13 protein-coding genes are annotated in these 15617 nt (G+C 65.4%); 9 read left to right on the top strand and 4 right to left on the bottom strand.

Annotated features, from left to right (window positions below; translation table 11 throughout):
* The 4 genes from MJ956_RS17085 to clpB all read left to right on the top strand — a co-directional run.
* Positions 1 to 626 (top strand): peptide chain release factor 1 (locus MJ956_RS17085; protein ID WP_253965647.1); only part of this gene is annotated, 626 nt, incomplete at its 5' end.
* A complete protein-coding gene (gene prmC / locus MJ956_RS17080; protein WP_253965646.1) occupies positions 619 to 1536 on the top strand; it encodes a peptide chain release factor N(5)-glutamine methyltransferase in 918 nt (305 codons plus the stop codon). The genes MJ956_RS17085 and prmC, both read left to right, overlap by 8 nt.
* A gap of 300 nt (positions 1537 to 1836) precedes the next feature.
* A complete protein-coding gene (locus MJ956_RS17075) occupies positions 1837 to 2838 on the top strand; it encodes a DUF4167 domain-containing protein (RefSeq protein ID WP_253965645.1) in 1002 nt (333 codons plus the stop codon).
* Between the two features lie 244 nt (positions 2839 to 3082).
* Positions 3083 to 5707 carry an ATP-dependent chaperone ClpB gene (gene clpB / locus MJ956_RS17070; protein WP_253965644.1) on the top strand — a complete coding sequence of 875 codons (2625 nt, stop codon included), beginning with the start codon at positions 3083 to 3085 and terminating at the stop codon, positions 5705 to 5707.
* Positions 5708 to 5788: 81 nt separating this feature from the next.
* Here the strand turns inward: clpB and MJ956_RS17065 are convergent, their stop codons facing one another.
* Positions 5789 to 6181 carry a PRC-barrel domain-containing protein gene (locus tag MJ956_RS17065; RefSeq protein WP_253965643.1) on the bottom strand — a complete coding sequence of 131 codons (393 nt, stop codon included), beginning with the start codon at positions 6179 to 6181 and terminating at the stop codon, positions 5789 to 5791.
* A 346-nt stretch (positions 6182 to 6527) separates the two neighbouring features.
* Between MJ956_RS17065 and MJ956_RS17060 the strand changes: the two genes are divergently transcribed.
* The 4 genes from MJ956_RS17060 to mgrA all read left to right on the top strand — a co-directional run bounded on the left by MJ956_RS17060 (position 6528) and on the right by mgrA (position 11432).
* Positions 6528 to 8075 (top strand): L,D-transpeptidase family protein, encoded by a 1548-nt coding sequence (locus tag MJ956_RS17060; protein ID WP_253965642.1) that lies wholly within the window; start codon positions 6528 to 6530, stop codon positions 8073 to 8075.
* Positions 8076 to 8200: 125 nt separating this feature from the next.
* Entirely contained in the window at positions 8201 to 9196 is a 996-nt protein-coding gene (locus tag MJ956_RS17055) for a L,D-transpeptidase family protein (RefSeq protein ID WP_253965641.1), read from the top strand.
* The gene (locus tag MJ956_RS18940; RefSeq protein ID WP_253965640.1) at positions 9193 to 10287 is read left to right on the top strand and encodes an extensin-like domain-containing protein; all 1095 of its coding nucleotides are present in this window, start codon (positions 9193 to 9195) and stop codon (positions 10285 to 10287) included. Before MJ956_RS17055 ends, MJ956_RS18940 begins: the two co-directional genes overlap by 4 nt.
* A 107-nt stretch (positions 10288 to 10394) precedes the next feature.
* The gene (gene mgrA / locus MJ956_RS17045; protein WP_253965639.1) at positions 10395 to 11432 is read left to right on the top strand and encodes an L-glyceraldehyde 3-phosphate reductase; all 1038 of its coding nucleotides are present in this window, start codon (positions 10395 to 10397) and stop codon (positions 11430 to 11432) included.
* Positions 11433 to 11513: 81 nt separating this feature from the next.
* On the opposite strand, the gene MJ956_RS17040 is transcribed toward mgrA, so the two are convergent.
* The gene (locus MJ956_RS17040) at positions 11514 to 12395 is read right to left on the bottom strand and encodes a LysR substrate-binding domain-containing protein (protein ID WP_253965638.1); all 882 of its coding nucleotides are present in this window, start codon (positions 12393 to 12395) and stop codon (positions 11514 to 11516) included.
* A 126-nt stretch (positions 12396 to 12521) separates the two neighbouring features.
* On the opposite strand from MJ956_RS17040, the gene MJ956_RS17035 reads away from it, so the two are divergent.
* Positions 12522 to 12743 (top strand): hypothetical protein, encoded by a 222-nt coding sequence (locus tag MJ956_RS17035; protein ID WP_253965637.1) that lies wholly within the window; start codon positions 12522 to 12524, stop codon positions 12741 to 12743.
* A gap of 124 nt (positions 12744 to 12867) precedes the next feature.
* Here the strand turns inward: MJ956_RS17035 and MJ956_RS17030 are convergent, their stop codons facing one another.
* Positions 12868 to 14790 (bottom strand): M23 family metallopeptidase, encoded by a 1923-nt coding sequence (locus tag MJ956_RS17030; protein WP_253965636.1) that lies wholly within the window; start codon positions 14788 to 14790, stop codon positions 12868 to 12870.
* A gap of 505 nt (positions 14791 to 15295) precedes the next feature.
* Positions 15296 to 15617 (bottom strand): hypothetical protein (locus MJ956_RS17025; protein ID WP_253965635.1); only part of this gene is annotated, 322 nt, incomplete at its 5' end.

Here is a 15617-nt window from a genome sequence, read left to right as displayed (position 1 = left end):
CCAGTGAGGGCGAGGTCGGTGGCTACCGGGAGGTGATCGCCGCGATCCAGGGTCCCGGCGTCTTCTCGCGGCTGAAGTTCGAATCGGGCGTGCACCGGGTACAGCGTGTGCCCGAGACCGAATCGGGCGGCCGCATCCATACGTCGGCCGCGACCGTGGCGGTCCTGCCGGAAGCGGAGGACATCGATGTCGACGTGCGCGCCGAGGATATCCGCATCGACACGATGCGCGCCTCCGGTGCCGGTGGCCAGCACGTCAACACCACCGATTCGGCTGTGCGCATCACCCATCTGCCGACCGGCATCGTCGTGACATCGTCGGAAAAGTCGCAGCACCAGAACCGCGCACGGGCGATGCAGGTACTCAAGGCGCGCCTTTTCGATCTCGAACGCCAGAAGGCCGACGACGAGCGCTCCGCCGCGCGCAAGGGACAGGTCGGCAGCGGGGATCGATCCGAACGCATCCGCACCTATAATTTTCCGCAAGGCCGGGTGACCGACCACCGCATCAATCTCACCCTTTACAAGCTCGACCGCGTGATCGAGGGCGAGATGGACGAATTGGTCGGCGCCCTGGTCGCCGACCATCAGGCCCACCAGCTTGCGGCGGTCGGCGTGGATGACTGAGCCGGCCGACAGGCTGGGTCCGTTGCTGCGGGACGCCGTCCGGCGCCTGCGCGCGGCCGGATTGGCGACGCCCGATTTCGACGCGCGCCTGCTCGTCGCCGAGTGTTCTGGTCTCCCGCTGGGAGAGGTGCATTCCGCGTCCGGCATGACGGTATCGAGCGGGGCGGCGGCTTGCCTCGAATCGCGTCTTGCCAGACGGCTTGCCGGCGAGCCGGTTCACCGCATTCTGGGCCGGCGCGCTTTCTACGAGCACGAGTTCGAACTCTCGCCGGAAACCCTTGAGCCGCGACCGGACACGGAAGTCCTCGTCGACGAGGCGCGCAAGGCGATGGCGGCGATCATCGAGCGGCGCGGCGAATGTCGCTTCGCCGATATCGGGACGGGGTCCGGCGTCATCGCGGTGTCGCTGCTGGCGCTGTTTCCGCGATCGCAGGCGCTGGCGATCGACATCTCGGCGGGAGCACTGGCAACCGCGCGCCGCAACGCCCAGGCGGTGGGCGTCGCCGACAGGATGCTGCCCATCCTGTCGAATTATCTCGCGGCGACCGGCGGCCCCCTTGATCTGGTCTTGTCGAATCCACCATATATCAAGGCTGGCGACATCCCGTCTCTGGCTGTGGATGTGCGCGATTATGACCCGCTGGCGGCATTGGACGGCGGTGAGGATGGGCTCGACGCCTATCGGGCGATTGCGGCGCGGCTCGACTCGGTTTTGGGTTCTGACGGTCGCGCGATCGTCGAGATCGGCACGGGACAGGCAGAGGACGTGGCGACGATATTCGCCTCGCAGGGGTTGCATCTCGAGAGTTCCGCACGCGACTTTTCAGGCATGACCCGCGTTTTGGGTTTTAGCCGGGACGAAAAACCAGTTCAGGACCAGGAGAAAGATCGCGCCTCGACCCGATGTTGAGCGCTTAATTGTTGAAAAGGCACTTGTTACGGCGCGCGTTACCCTCTAGGGTCGCGGCCAGTACGGAACATCCGAGGGGGCAGTTCCTTTAGGTGCCGCTCGACGGCAGCCATAGGACGCTCGAGATGACTGGTAGGTCGTCCGTCAAGCCGGCGTGAGGGTATCGCCAGGCACAACCGATTTTAACCTCTTTATGTTGGCTTTGCTCCGGCGGAGCTAAATTCGTGCGGGCGCGCGTCGCGCACCCTGACGCAGTAGGCCATACCGGCGCGACCGGTGTATCCAATAGACAGGAAGTTCATGAGGCCAGGACAGCAGAAGAACCGTATGCGCGGCCGCGGACGGAAGGGTCCGAATCCGCTCTCGCGCAGTTACGAGTCGAACGGCCCGGATGTGAAGATCAGGGGCACCGCCCAACATGTCGCGGAGAAGTACACGACGCTCGCTCGCGATGCTTCGGGTGCCGGCGACCGGGTGATGGCCGAGAACTATCTGCAGCATGCCGAACACTACAACCGTATCGTCGCGGCCGCGCAGGCACAGTTCCCGCAACAGCGCGATGATCGCGATTCCCGCGACGATTCCGACGAGGAGGACGATTCGCAGGATAGTTCGAGCGATCGCGGCGAGCGCAACGATCATCGTCAGCAGGACGGCGATCGCGATGGCAACCGCGACCGTGAGAACGCTCGCGACAACCGCGACCGGGACGGCAACCGCGATCGTGACGGCAATCGGGGCCGCGACCGGGATCGCGATAACAATCGCGACGGCAACAGGGACCGCGACGGCAATCGCGATAGAAATCGTGACCGCCGCGACAGAGCCCCGGCCGACGGGACCGGTCCGCAGCCGGTCATCGCGCGCGATAACGCCGAACAGAACGACGGCGGCCGCCACCAGCGCCATGACGGCGAGCGAGCCCGTGACGGGCGTTCGTCGGCAGCCGCAGGCGGCGCGCCGGTCTCTGCCGGCGAATCACAGTCCGACGAGCAGGCTGACCGGACGTCGCGGCGTCGGGGCAGGCCGCGCCGGAGTCGCGAGGGCGAAGAGGCGGTTGCCGCGAGCGCGGACCCCTCGGGCCCGTCGCGGGGCGACGAGGGCGCGACGGCCGAAGCCCGCAAGGTCGAGGATTCCGCTGGCGCGGAACCCCTGACCAAGGCTCACGAGAGCGAGGCTGAGGCGCCGGTCAAACGGCGGCCCGGCCGGCCGCGGAAGAAAAAGCCGGAAGACGCGTCGGGCGAGACGAGCGACGGCGAGGGCAACACCCTGCCGGACTTTTTGCTGGCCTCCAACGGCTGAACCGCACGGCCTTTCGCCGATTGGCGGATGCATATCATCAAGGACGTCGCGGCCGCCGCGGCGTCCTTTTGCGTTTACGGCGGCGCAACATTTTTGCAACAGTCCGGCAAATCGCCTCTTTCGCGGCGACCCGCCCGATCCCATATCCGTTGCGGGTGGCTCGCCGATGCCGGGGGCCGAAACTCCATCGATGCGCGGTTCATGCCTCCGGCGAGGGTGGACCGCCAAAAGGAGAGACGATTCGATGAATCTGGAAAAATACACCGAACGGGTCCGCGGTTTTATCCAGGCGGCTCAGACGCTGGCGGTCTCGCGCGACCATCAGCAGTTTACGCCGGAGCATCTTCTCAAGGTTCTCGTCGACGACGAGGAAGGGATGGCGGCCGGATTGATCGAGAAATCCGGTGGCCGGCCAAAGGACGTGCGTATCGCCGTCGACGCGGCGCTGGACGCGATGCCCCGTGTTTCGGGCGGTGGCGGGCAGATGTATCTGGCCCAGCCGCTGGCCAAGGTGTTCGCGACGGCCGAGGAAATCGCCAAGAAAGCCGGCGACAGCTTCGTTTCCGTCGAGCGGCTGCTGCTGGCGCTGACGATCGAGACATCCGCCAAGAGCGCCGACATCCTGAAGAAGGCCGGCGTCACCCCGAACGGCCTCAACGAGGCGATCAACGAATTGCGCAAGGGCCGCACGGCCGATTCGGCCTCGGCCGAGAGCGGCTATGACGCCCTCAAGAAATATGCCCGCGACCTGACTGCCGTGGCGCGGGAAGGCAAGCTCGACCCGGTGATCGGCCGGGACGAGGAAATCCGCCGCACCATCCAGGTTCTTTCACGGCGCACCAAGAACAATCCTGTTTTGATTGGTGAGCCGGGCGTCGGCAAGACCGCGATCGCCGAAGGTCTGGCGCTCAGGATCGTCAATGGCGACGTGCCGGAATCGCTGCGCGACAAGCAGCTGATGGCGCTCGACATGGGCGCGCTGATCGCCGGCGCGAAATACCGCGGCGAATTCGAGGAACGGCTGAAGGCGGTGCTGTCGGAAGTCACCAGCGCGGCCGGTTCGATCATCCTGTTCATCGACGAGATGCACACGCTGGTCGGCGCCGGCAAGGCGGACGGGGCGATGGACGCCTCGAACCTGTTGAAGCCGGCGCTCGCCCGGGGCGAGCTGCACTGCGTCGGCGCGACCACCCTCGACGAATATCGCAAGCACGTCGAGAAGGATGCGGCGCTGGCCCGGCGATTCCAGCCGGTGTTCGTTTCCGAGCCGACGGTCGAGGACACGATCTCGATCCTGCGCGGCCTCAAGGAGAAATACGAGCAGCACCATCAGGTGCGAATCTCCGACTCCGCCCTGGTGGCGGCGGCGCAATTGTCGAACCGCTACATCACCGACCGCTTCCTGCCGGACAAGGCGATCGATCTCGTCGACGAGGGCGCGGCGCGGCTGCGCATGCAGGTGGATACCAAGCCCGAAGCGCTCGACGAGATCGACCGGCGCGTCATGCAGTTGAAGATCGAGCGCGAGGCGTTGCGCAAGGAGACCGACGAGGCGGCGCGGGATCGGCTGGAGCGGCTGGATTCCGAGATCGCCAATCTTGAAGAGGAATCGAACCGCATCACCAGCGCCTGGCAGGCGGAAAAATCGAAGCTCGGCCTGGCCGCGGATCTGAAGCGGCAACTCGACGAGGCCCGCAACGAACTCGCCATCGCCCAGCGGCAGGGCGAGTTCCAGCGGGCCGGTGAACTCGCCTATGGCGAGATCCCCAAGCTGGAGCAGGAGTTGCAAGAGGCCGAGGCGGGCGACGCTATGCCCGAGGCCGATTCGATGGTCGAGGAAACCGTCACCGCCGACCATATTGCCCAGGTGATCTCGCGCTGGACCGGTATCCCGGTCGATCGGATGCTGGAGGGCGAGCGCGACAAGCTGCTGCGCATGGAGGACGCGTTGCAAAAGCGCGTGGTCGGCCAGGGCGAGGCGGTGCAGGCGGTCTCCAAGGCGGTGCGCCGGGCGCGCGCCGGCCTGCAAGACTCCAACCGCCCGATCGGCTCGTTCATCTTTCTTGGCCCCACCGGGGTCGGCAAGACCGAGCTGACCAAGGCGTTGGCCTCCTTCCTGTTCGACGACGAGGCGGCGATGGTCCGGCTCGACATGTCCGAATTCATGGAAAAGCACTCGGTCGCCCGGCTGATCGGGGCGCCTCCGGGCTATGTCGGCTACGAGGAAGGTGGCTCGCTCACCGAGGCGGTGCGGCGCCGGCCGTATCAGGTGGTTCTGTTCGACGAAATCGAGAAGGCCCACCCGGACGTCTTCAATGTCCTGCTGCAGGTGCTCGACGATGGGCGTTTGACGGACGGGCAGGGGCGGACGGTCGACTTCCGCAACACCATGATCATCATGACGTCCAACCTCGGGGCGGAGTACCTGGTCGCGCTCAAGGACGACGAGGACGCGGAAGCGGCGCGCGAACAGGTCATGGCGGTGGTGCAGGCCTCCTTCCGGCCTGAATTCCTCAACCGGGTGGACGAGATCATCCTCTTCCACCGTCTGCATCGCTCGGAAATGGGCGCGATCGTCGACATTCAGATGGCACGGCTCGAAAAGCTGCTCGTCGACCGCAAGATCCGGCTCGAACTGGACGAGAGCGGGCGGGCGTGGCTGGCGGAGAAGGGCTACGACCCGGCTTACGGTGCGCGGCCGCTAAAACGGGTGATCCAGCGCGCGGTGCAGGATCCGCTGGCCGAGAAGATCCTGCTTGGCGAGGTCCGCGACGAAAGCACGGTGAAGATCGCCGGTGGGTCCGACCACCTGATCTTCCATGTTTCCGGCTCGAAGGCCGGTGCCGCCGGCGACCGGGCCGCCGCCTGAGAGTGATGAGAAGAGGAAAAGGGCGACCGCAAGGCCGCCCTTTTCTGTCTGGTCTGGTTACGCGTCTGGTTACGCGCCGGGTCAGATGTAGGCTGGCCGGTAATAATCGTCGATGCGCCGGCCGTAGTCCGGATCGCCCCAACTCGGCGTGGTGCCGGCGGCGTAGCGCGGCGCGCCTTCGAGCTGATCGCGGGTGATGCCGACGACGTACCCGCCCTGCCGCTCGTCGTATTTCAGCACCTGCCAGGGCAGCGGATGATACTCCTCGCCGATCCCCAGAAAGCCGCCGAACGACATGATCGCGTATTTTACCCGCCCGTCTCGCTTGCCGAGGACGAGATCGTGGATATGACCCAGATGATCGCCATCGGTATTGTAGACCTCGGTTCCCGACACGCGGCTGGCCTCGATATCGTCGACGCCGACTGCGTCCGGGTCCTTGCCCATGATGGTTCGACCTTCCGTTGATGACATGACGCTTCTCCGGTTCGTTTCAGCTGTGCCGTCAACGGGTTGCGGGTGCATCGTGTTCCACCGGGTCGCGTCCGGCCGTCGGTGGAAGCGGCCGGGCCATTGGCTGACGGGTTTGCCGCGATGCTGCGCCCCAGCGCATTTTTGCAGTGCCGAGTATGGAACAACCGACTTTGACCGAAAAAAGAAGTAAAGCCGCCATTTTCATGTCCGGTTCATCTGCCATTTTCTAGAACGGAACGGTCAGGACCGATCGTCAGGCTGCCAGGGGCCCGCTCGCTCGTTCGAGCGGGCGCTTACGCTGGCGCGTCGAGGCGTCTCGGTCACCGGCTTTGGTGGAGAGGTGAAGATGAGTGTAATCGCGCGGTTGTATCTTCCGGCGCTCGTGCTGTCCTTCGGCGCGACGGCAGCGTGGGCGCAAACCACCGAGTCCGCGCGGCGGGTCGATGAACCCGTGCGGCTGGCGCAATATTACGATCCGAACATCGAGATCTACGACGACAACGTCGCGGAAGTGTATATCGACGAGATGGGCCGGCGCGTCATGGTCGATGCTTACGGCCGCATCATCGGTGTGGAGCAGCCGCGCCGGCAGCGGTTTCAGGAACGCCGCCAGCGCTTCGAGGACCGCCGTGGCGCGATCATCGACGGTCCGCCGCCACCGGGGGTCACCCTCGAAGGGCGGGTCGATATCGCTCCTCCGGGCGTCATCCTCGAGCCGGTCCCGGTGGAGCGTTCGATCGTGCGACCCCGTTCGGCTGACCCCTATCACAACGAACCCCGCGATAACGGCCCCGCTTTCGATGCCCCGGTGATCGCCGCGCCATTGCCCGCGCCAAGCCAACCGGCTGCCGAGCCGCGCCGCGAAGCGGAACTGCCGCCGTCAGTGCCCGGCGATGTGGTCGTGGAGCCGCGGCGGGATGCCGCCCTGCCGGATACGCTTCCGTCTTCCGAGCCGCTGCCGGAGCCGGGCGCGCCGATCGTCCAGCCCGAGGGGCAGACGGTTCAGGAAAGCGATCCTGCTCCCAAGGTGGCCGGGCCCAAGGGCAAGAACGCCAAGGCCGAAATCGCGGCGTTGCAGATATTGCTCGACAGGGCCGGCACCTCGCCAGGCGTGATCGACGGACGCATGGGCTCCAATGTCGACAAGGCGGTGGCCGCCTATCAGGAAAAATATGGTCGTACTCTGCCCACCGGCGACGCCCAGGCGTTGGCCGAGGAACTCGACGCCACCGGCGGCCCGGCCATCGTCACCTATGAACTGACCGCCGACGATGTTGCCGGTCCCTTTGTCGCGTCCATCCCGGAGGACTACGGCGAAAAGGCCCTGTTGCCGGCGATGAGCTACGAGCGGCCCTCCGAGAAGATCGCCGAAAAGTTTCACATGGACGAGGCGTATCTGCGCGAGATCAACCCGGGGGCCGACTTCAGCAGGCCGGGTACGCGGATCAAGGTCGCCGCGGTCGGCGAGCCGGCGAAGGCTGAAGTCGCCAAGATCATCGCCGACAAGGGGCGCGAGCAGGTGCGTGTCTACGCCGCCGACGGAACATTGATCACCGCCTACCCGTCGACGATCGGCTCGACCCAGACGCCGTCGCCATCCGGCACAGTTCAGGTGAACCGCATCGCCTTCGACCCGAACTACACCTACAATCCGAAGATCAACTTCAAGCAGGGCGACAACGACAAGGTGCTGACGATCCAGCCAGGTCCCAACGGCCCGGTCGGCTCGATCTGGATCGCTTTGTCGAAGCCGACCTACGGCATTCACGGCACGCCGGAGCCGTCCAAGATTGGCAAGACCAACAGCAATGGCTGCGTGCGCCTGACCAACTGGGACGCGACCGAGCTCGCCAAGATGGTCAAGCCGGGCGTCACGGTGGAATTCGTCGAATAGCCGAGCGATCATCTTGGCATTAATGATTTATTGCCCATGCTCCAAAGCGAGCAAAAGCAAAAGGGGAGCTAACCGCTCCCCTTTTCGTTAAAGGATCTCGGATCACTTTGAATGCGAGGCCTTTTATGAAAATTCTTTCGATTGCCGCCATGGGCACCTTGCTGGCGGCGCTGTTGCCGTCCGCGTCCGGTGCCGCCCCCGCATCGCTCTCCAAGGAAGCGATCAACGCGGCGACGTTCGATGATTGGCAGGCGCGTCAAGGCGCGGACGGGACGGCGGCACCGTTTCTGATTCGGTTGCAGGTGCTGCTGGACCGCGCTCACGCATCGCCCGGCGTGATCGACGGCTTTCCCGGCGACAACACGCAAAAGGCCATTCGCGCCTACGAGATGATGCGCGGCCTGCCGGTCGATGGGGAACCCGACGCCGATATGTGGAATGTGCTCGTCGTCGACGAGGGCGAGGCGATGACGACCTATGAAATCACCGAGGACGACGTCTCGGGCCGGTACGTCGACACCATCCCGGACGACTATGGCGAGCGGGCCAAGATGGATTGGCTCGGCTACCACGATCCGGCCGAAATGCTGGCCGAAAAGTTTCATATGGACGAAGAGCTTCTCAAGACGCTCAATCCGGGAGCGGACTTCGCAACGGCGGGGACCACGATCCTCGTTACCAAGCCCGGCGAGGTTCCGACAACAAAAGTCGCCCGGATCGTCGTCGACAAGTCGGCCGGCCGGCTTGTGGCTTACGACGACAAGGGCGAGATCGTTCTTGCCGACCCGGCGACGATCGGTTCCGACGAGACGCCATCCCCTTCGGGCACCGTCACGGTCAACGCCATCGCCGCCGACCCGACTTACAGCTACAACCCGAAGAAGAACTTTCAGCAGGGCGACAATGACAAAGTGCTGACGATCCCGCCGGGGCCGAACGGTCCGGTCGGCTCCATGTGGATCGATCTGTCCAAGCCGACTTACGGCATCCATGGAACGGCGAAACCCGACCTGATCGACAAGAGCCAAAGTCATGGCTGCGTGCGGCTGACCAACTGGGACGCCGAGGCGCTGGCGCAGCTGGTCGAGCCCGGCCAGACCGTGGTGGAATTCAAGGAGTGAGGTGGTCGGTGCGCCGGGGGGCGCTGATTGTCGCGACCTCGGCGCTGGCCTTTGGCCTGACCGTCGTGCCGCCGCTGGCGAAAGAGGACAGTCCGGTGGCGGCGGTCCCGGTGCCGGAATTGCGGCCGGACGGGGCGCCGGGCGCCGGCGAAACACCACCAGACAAAGCCTCTGGCCCGGCAAAGGGCGCGGCCGGCGGCAACGGCTCGCCCGCTTCAGGCCCTGGCCGGCTCCCGGAGAAACCGGGCGAGGCCGGCAGGGACGATGCGGCCGGACGCGGGCCGGATCGCCTCAAACCGGCGCGGTCCGCTGGTGAGAACCCGATGCCCGGCCCCGCGTCGGAACGACCGATCGGCGATATTCCCGTACCGGAGACGCGCCCCGCCGCGACAATCGGCGACGCGGCGCCCGTCGCGCCAAAGACGCCCGCGACGAAGGCCGCCAAACCGGACGTGACCGGCTCGGCAGACCCTGGTCGGGCGCCGGACAAGCTGAAGGCCCGCGAGGCCGCCATCACGCCAGCCGCCGCGGTACTGGCTGCCGCGGCCATCGAAGACGCCAAGATGTGCGAGGCGGAGCTGGAAAAGCGCGGGGTCCTTTTCACCATCGGGGAAAGCATCAGCGAGGGCGCCTGCGGCGTCCTGCGGCCGGTCAATATCGAAAGGCTTTCCAGCGGCGTGGCGGTTTCGTCGGGCACGAAGCTGCTCTGCCGATCGGCGCTCGCCCTCGACCGTTGGATGACGGACAGCGTTGTCCCTGCGGCGAAAGCCCGCTTTCCGACCGAAACGCTGACGGAGTTCCGGCACGCCTCCACCTATGTCTGCCGCACCCGCGCATCCGAAAACGGCATTTCGGAACATGCGCGCGGCAGCGCGGTCGACATCGCCGCGTTCGCCTTCCGGGATGGCACGCGGATCGGCGTGGAGGCGCATCCGCCGGACTCGCCGGAAGCGCGGTTCCAACGCGCGGTTCGCGAGGGCGCATGCGGGCCGTTCAAGACCGTCCTCGGCCCCGGCACCGACGCCGACCACGCGACGCATTTCCATCTCGATATCGCGGCGCGGCTAAACGGCGGCACCTACTGCAAATAGGCCGGTTGGAACGAAGAGCCCGAACGAGCCGGCGTCTCGCCGCTCTTTTCCCTCGCCGCCCGACCGCCTATACGGGCAGACACTGGTCAGCCACAAAGGTCCGCCGCATGCCCTACCTCGCCGAAGCAAGCCGTTACGATGCCATCCCTTATCGCCGGGCCGGGCGCTCCGGCCTGAAACTGCCAGCCATTTCGCTCGGCCTTTGGCAGAATTTCGGCGGCGCCGACGTGTTCGAGACCGGACGCGCGATCCTGCGCCGGGCGTTCGACCGGGGCGTCACGCATTTCGACCTGGCCAATAATTATGGCCCGCCCTACGGCTCGGCGGAGGAGAATTTCGGCCGCTGGATGGACATGGATTTCCGGCCCTACCGCGACGAGCTGATCATCTCTTCCAAGGCGGGTTACGACATGTGGCCCGGCCCCTACGGCAATTTCGGCTCGCGCAAATACCTGATCGCCTCCTGCGACCAGAGCCTGAAGCGCATGGGGCTGAACTACCTCGACATCTTCTACCACCACCGGCCGGATCCGGAGACGCCGCTCGCGGAGACGATGGGCGCCCTCGATCACATCGTCCGGTCCGGGCGGGCGCTCTATGTCGGTATCTCGTCCTATTCGCCGGAGTTGACGCGGCAAGCCTACGCGATCCTCAAGGAGCAGGGCACGCCCTTCGTCATCCACCAGCCATCCTATTCGATGCTCAACCGCTGGGTCGAGGATGGACTTCTGCGAACCCTCGCTGAACTGGGCATCGGCTGCATCGCGTTTTCGCCCTTGGCCCAAGGCCTGCTGACCCGCAAATATCTCGGCGGTGTGCCGAGCGACTCGCGCGCCGCGCGCGAAGGCTCGTTCAAGCCGGAGATGCTGAGCGCCGCGAACGTCGAACGGATTCGCGCGCTCACCGGGATCGCGGAAGCCCGGGGCCAGAGTCTCGCGCAGATGGCGATCGCCTGGGTGCTGCGGCGGCCCGAGGTCACGTCGGCGCTGGTCGGCGCGCGCACCGTCGATCAGCTGGACGATTCGCTCGACGCCCTGAACCGGCTCGACTTTTCCGAGACCGAACTCACCGAGATCGATCGTCACGCCGGCGAGGGCGTGGTCGACCTGTGGCGGGCGCAATCGCGCGTCGAGAGCGCCGGCTGATAACAAGCGACGGTGCCGGCCGCTCCCCCTCCCATGCAAAGGCGCCGGCGAGCATGTTCTCTGCAGACCCGGCAACCCGGCTCAGGCGAGGGCGAGGCTTGGGGCGGGACGAAGGTCCGCAAAGCTTTCTGCGACATGCTCGGCGAGCGCGTCGGCGATCTCGCCGCAGCCCTTCCGCTTCAGCAGCGCCACCTCATACTGGCGCAGCGGCGGCAGTCCGTCCGCTTCGCCCAACTGGCGCAGCGGCGCCGAGACATGACTCTCGGGAAGCGGCGCGATCGCGAGATCGGCGAGGACCGCGGCGATCTGGCCCTGGGAGTGTTCGCTCGAATAGGCAATCCGGTAGCCGATATGCGCGGCATCGAGCGCGGCAAGGGCGTTGGCTCGCCACGCGCAGCCCCGGCTCGCCAGAGCCAGCGGTAAGGGGTCCTTGCTGACGGCTTGACCGTGTTTGAGTCCGATCCAGACGAGATTTTCGGTGTGGACGATGCGCACGTCACGCTTGCCGTAATCCGAACAGCACAGAACCGCGAGATCGAGCGCGCCAGAATCGCAGAGCCGGCGCAGTTCCTCGCTCGACTTGAGCTTCACGTCGACTTCGACCTGGGGATGGGTCGAGGCGAAGCGCTTCAGGATCTGCGGAATCGCGATGTAGCCGATGTCGTCCGGCGCGCCGAACGTCACCCGGCCCTCCATGGCGGGCGCGCGAAAGCGCGAGAGCGCCTCCTCGTTGAGCTGCAGCAAGCGGCGCGCATAACCCAGGAACGCCTCGCCGTCGCCGCTGAGGCCAACCGAGCGCCCTTCCCGCACGAAAAGCTCGCGGCCCAGAAGCGTCTCGAGCTTTTTCATCTGCAGGCTGACGGCCGACGGCGTGCGGGCGACGTGCTGCGCGGCGTTGGAAAAACTGCCGGTCTCGCAGATCGCGACAAAGGTACGGACGAGATCGACCTCGATCAGGGGCATGACTGGATCCGGGGCAAAGGGTTCGACGAGTTTTTCTCACCGGTCTGTTTAAATCTTGTCGTTGGACTAATCAAACGAATTGTCGCAGAGCAGGATGAGATCGGTCGATGAGCGTAAAGGTGCGACATGTTCGGATTGAAAATCGGTCCCAAGACCAAGACCGCCGGCCGGGCGATGAAGAGCGCCGAGCGTCTCAACCGCTCCATGGCCGCGCTTGGCGGTCATATTCTTGCCGATGTCGGCCTGCCTGGACGGAGCGGCGAGGCGGACGAGTCGGTGCTGTCGACATCGCGGCGCTGGCGGATGGTGCAGGAAAGCCGTTTCGCTCCCTACCGCACCTTCGCCTGAGATATCGGCGACGTTTCGTCGCCTGATCGCGAATGCGCCATGAGATGGTCGGGGCTATTGACCTGGACGGCGGAGCCTTTGGCGGGTTGTGACGTCCGCGCTGCCGCGCAGCTGCCGTGGCCGGTCAGCGATTCGCCACCAGCGGCGATTCCACGCGTTCGCGCAACAAATTGTCGATGCGGTCGCGTTCGCGCTTGAAGGTGTCGAGTTCGGCCCCCTTCAGCGCCCGGCCAGAGGGCAGCTTGATGCGCATCGGGTCGACCTTCTTGTCGTTGACCGACAATTCGTAGTGAAGGTGGTTGCCGGTCGACAGGCCGGTCGAGCCCACATAGCCGATCACCTGCCCTTGGCGCACTTTGGCGCCCGCCTTCACGCCCTTGGCGATAGCGTTCTGGTGCGAATAGGATGTTTCGTAGCCGTTGGCGTGACGGATGATGGTCTGACGGCCATAGCCGCTGGACCAGCCGGCCTTTTCGACGACGCCGTTGCCGGAGGCGAGAATCGGCGTGCCGCGCGGCGCCGCCCAATCGACCCCCCAGTGCGGTCGCACATAGCCGAGCACCGGATGCTTGCGGTTGGGCGAATAGCTCGACGTGAAGCGGCCGTTCGGTACGGGATTGCGCAGCAGGAACTGTTTGGCGCTACGCCCGTCCGCATCGAAATAATCGGCGCTGTCCGCGTCGCCTGGCCGAAACCGGTAGAAGCGCTTCGTGGTATCGCCGAAGCGGACCTCGACGAACAGAATCTCCGATTTATCCGTCGCGTCCTCTTCGCCTTCTTCCAGGGAATAGAAAACCGCCAGCCGATCGGTCGGACTCAGCCGGGCTTGCAGATCGACCTCCGAGGCAAGCATGCGCACCAGTTGAGTGCACAACCGGCTGTTCAGGCCGTAGGAGAGCGCCGCCTGGTAGACGCCGTCGTAGACGCTGGGCATGTCGGCGCGAAGCGGTGCCTCGTTTTCGTTCTCGTTGAAAGCATCCGTAACCGATTCGCCCATTTCCGGCGCCGCCGCCGGCTCGAAGGGGCCATCCTCCGTCTCGGCGGCGGTGGCCAGATGCCGGCTGCCGCGATAGGCCGAAAGCCGCACCACCCGCGCGCGGTCGCCGCGCGTGACGATGCCGACGCGCAACGCGTCACCGGCTTTCAATTCGTCCGATTTCAGAAGTCTCGCCAGCGCCTCGACCGCGGCGCCGGCCTCGGCTTGGGGGCGTCCGTTGCGATCGAGAATGTCGGCGATCTTTGCCGTATCGCGCAAGGGGATGACTTCCTCGTGGAAGCGCGGAAGCGCGTCGTCGGTGTCGGAGGCGGCGAGCGAGACGTTTTCCTCCACCACCCGGAACGCGGATCCTGGCTCGTAGTCGGCGGCGTCGCTGGTCAGGTTGAAGCGCATCGGATCGACGGTCGCCAAGGATGCGACCTGGACCGGCTGGTAGGACAGATTTGGCGCGACGGAGCGCACGAGCCGCTCGGCATTGGCGGTGGTGAGGACGTCGACACGTTCATAGGCAGCCTCGTCGTAATCGAAGGACTGAACCTTGAGCTGCACCTCCGATTCGACCCGCGCGCCGTAGATTTGTGCCGGCTCCGCGGCGTCCGCGCCCGCCCCGCCATCAGCGGCATCGGCAAACACTTTCATCGGATCGAAGCTCGGATAGTCGGCGCTGGCCTGATAGCGCGCGCCCAGCAGCATGTTGACGTAGCCGAAGGGCAGGGTGCGGATGACCTCGCGGTCCCCATCCCGACTCATGGTCGACAACTCGATGATCTGGCGGCTGCGCGCGATCGGGATCGCGGTGGCAACGACGCGCTCGCCTTTTTCGGTGAGGCTCTTGTTGAAGACCAGCGCCGCGAGTCCGGCGGGCCGGGCGGCGCCGCGGTGGCCATCGAGGGCCGCGGAGAGGGCGATGCCCATCAAGGCGGTCGAGGTGAGCCCGGTCAGCAGTGTGCCGGCCAGCCAGCGCGCCGATACCTGCCGACGGTCCGGTCGGCGACGCCGATCGGCTACCAGTGGCGGCTCGTCCCCAAAAGCCGGCTTGTCGTATCGCAAGCGGTCTGTCCCCCGTCGTCATTTGCCCGTCGCATGTGCGCGAACAAGGTGGCGAAATATCGACCGAGGCGCATCGTCGACGGAGCGCCTCGAAATCTCGTGTCGTCCGGCGATAGCGTCTTCCCGCCGCTGTCTCAACTGGGACCGGCGAGCGGTTCTGATCGCGCCGCCTTTATGCGCCGCCGAAAGCAGGTCCATCGAACCGTCCGCCAGGCGCGAGCGCGTCCGCGGACGGCTTGCGGAGATCGACAGGCTGGCGAAGGCGGTCCAGCCTGCCCGCAGATCCGCCGTCATACAGCCCTCGCCACGATTTTGTAGTTTTTCCGACGACCGCCGTTGACAGGCGGACGAGCGATCGCCTATATGCCGGTCATCGACGACGGCGGTGGCGCCGGGTGGCCTGGATGGGCCGCCAAGAGCCGGTAGGGACAAATCGTTCTGACCGGCTCGGTTTTTGCGCCGCCTTCGTCCTATTTAATCGAGTGCCGCTGATACAGCGACCCTCTCAAGGGTACGGCAAGCTTTCGTTTGCAGTACCCGGCGTTGTGGCTTCTGCCATGCCGTGCTCTTTGACAATTTGATATTGAGAAGAAAGAGAAGCGTGGGCGGCGGTCAGTCTGCGTGGAGCTTCGTGCCGATTTCCTTTTCGGTTACGAGGTATCCATGAGAGAATGACCTGATCGTTTTCACGTTTCGGTATGAGAGTGTACGGCTTGGCGCTGTTTCGGGGCTTGCTTTTGCGGGTTTCGTGATGGTGTCGAGCGAAGGGCGTTTTCGGTGTTGGTCTGGCTTTGCAGTGATGCGGGCCGGTCTGGCGGCGGGGGCGT

The sequence above is a fragment of the Aurantimonas marianensis genome (assembly GCF_024195285.1).
GTDB classification, from domain to species: Bacteria; Pseudomonadota; Alphaproteobacteria; order Rhizobiales; family Rhizobiaceae; genus Aurantimonas; species Aurantimonas marianensis.
The sequence above is the reverse complement of the archived record's forward strand: the minus strand, read 5'-3'. Positions and strand labels throughout refer to the sequence as shown.

Excerpts from the sequence above, each read along its gene's own strand:
- prmC (WP_253965646.1), top strand. The coding sequence starts at position 619 with ATGACTGAGCCGGCCGACAGGCTGGGTCCGTTGCTGCGGGACGCCGTC.
- MJ956_RS17075 (WP_253965645.1), top strand. The coding sequence starts at position 1,837 with ATGAGGCCAGGACAGCAGAAGAACCGTATGCGCGGCCGCGGACGGAAG.
- clpB (WP_253965644.1), top strand. The coding sequence starts at position 3,083 with ATGAATCTGGAAAAATACACCGAACGGGTCCGCGGTTTTATCCAGGCG.
- MJ956_RS17065 (WP_253965643.1), bottom strand. The coding sequence starts at position 6,181 with ATGTCATCAACGGAAGGTCGAACCATCATGGGCAAGGACCCGGACGCA.
- MJ956_RS17060 (WP_253965642.1), top strand. The coding sequence starts at position 6,528 with ATGAGTGTAATCGCGCGGTTGTATCTTCCGGCGCTCGTGCTGTCCTTC.
- MJ956_RS17055 (WP_253965641.1), top strand. The coding sequence starts at position 8,201 with ATGAAAATTCTTTCGATTGCCGCCATGGGCACCTTGCTGGCGGCGCTG.
- mgrA (WP_253965639.1), top strand. The coding sequence starts at position 10,395 with ATGCCCTACCTCGCCGAAGCAAGCCGTTACGATGCCATCCCTTATCGC.
- MJ956_RS17040 (WP_253965638.1), bottom strand. The coding sequence starts at position 12,395 with ATGCCCCTGATCGAGGTCGATCTCGTCCGTACCTTTGTCGCGATCTGC.
- MJ956_RS17035 (WP_253965637.1), top strand. The coding sequence starts at position 12,522 with ATGTTCGGATTGAAAATCGGTCCCAAGACCAAGACCGCCGGCCGGGCG.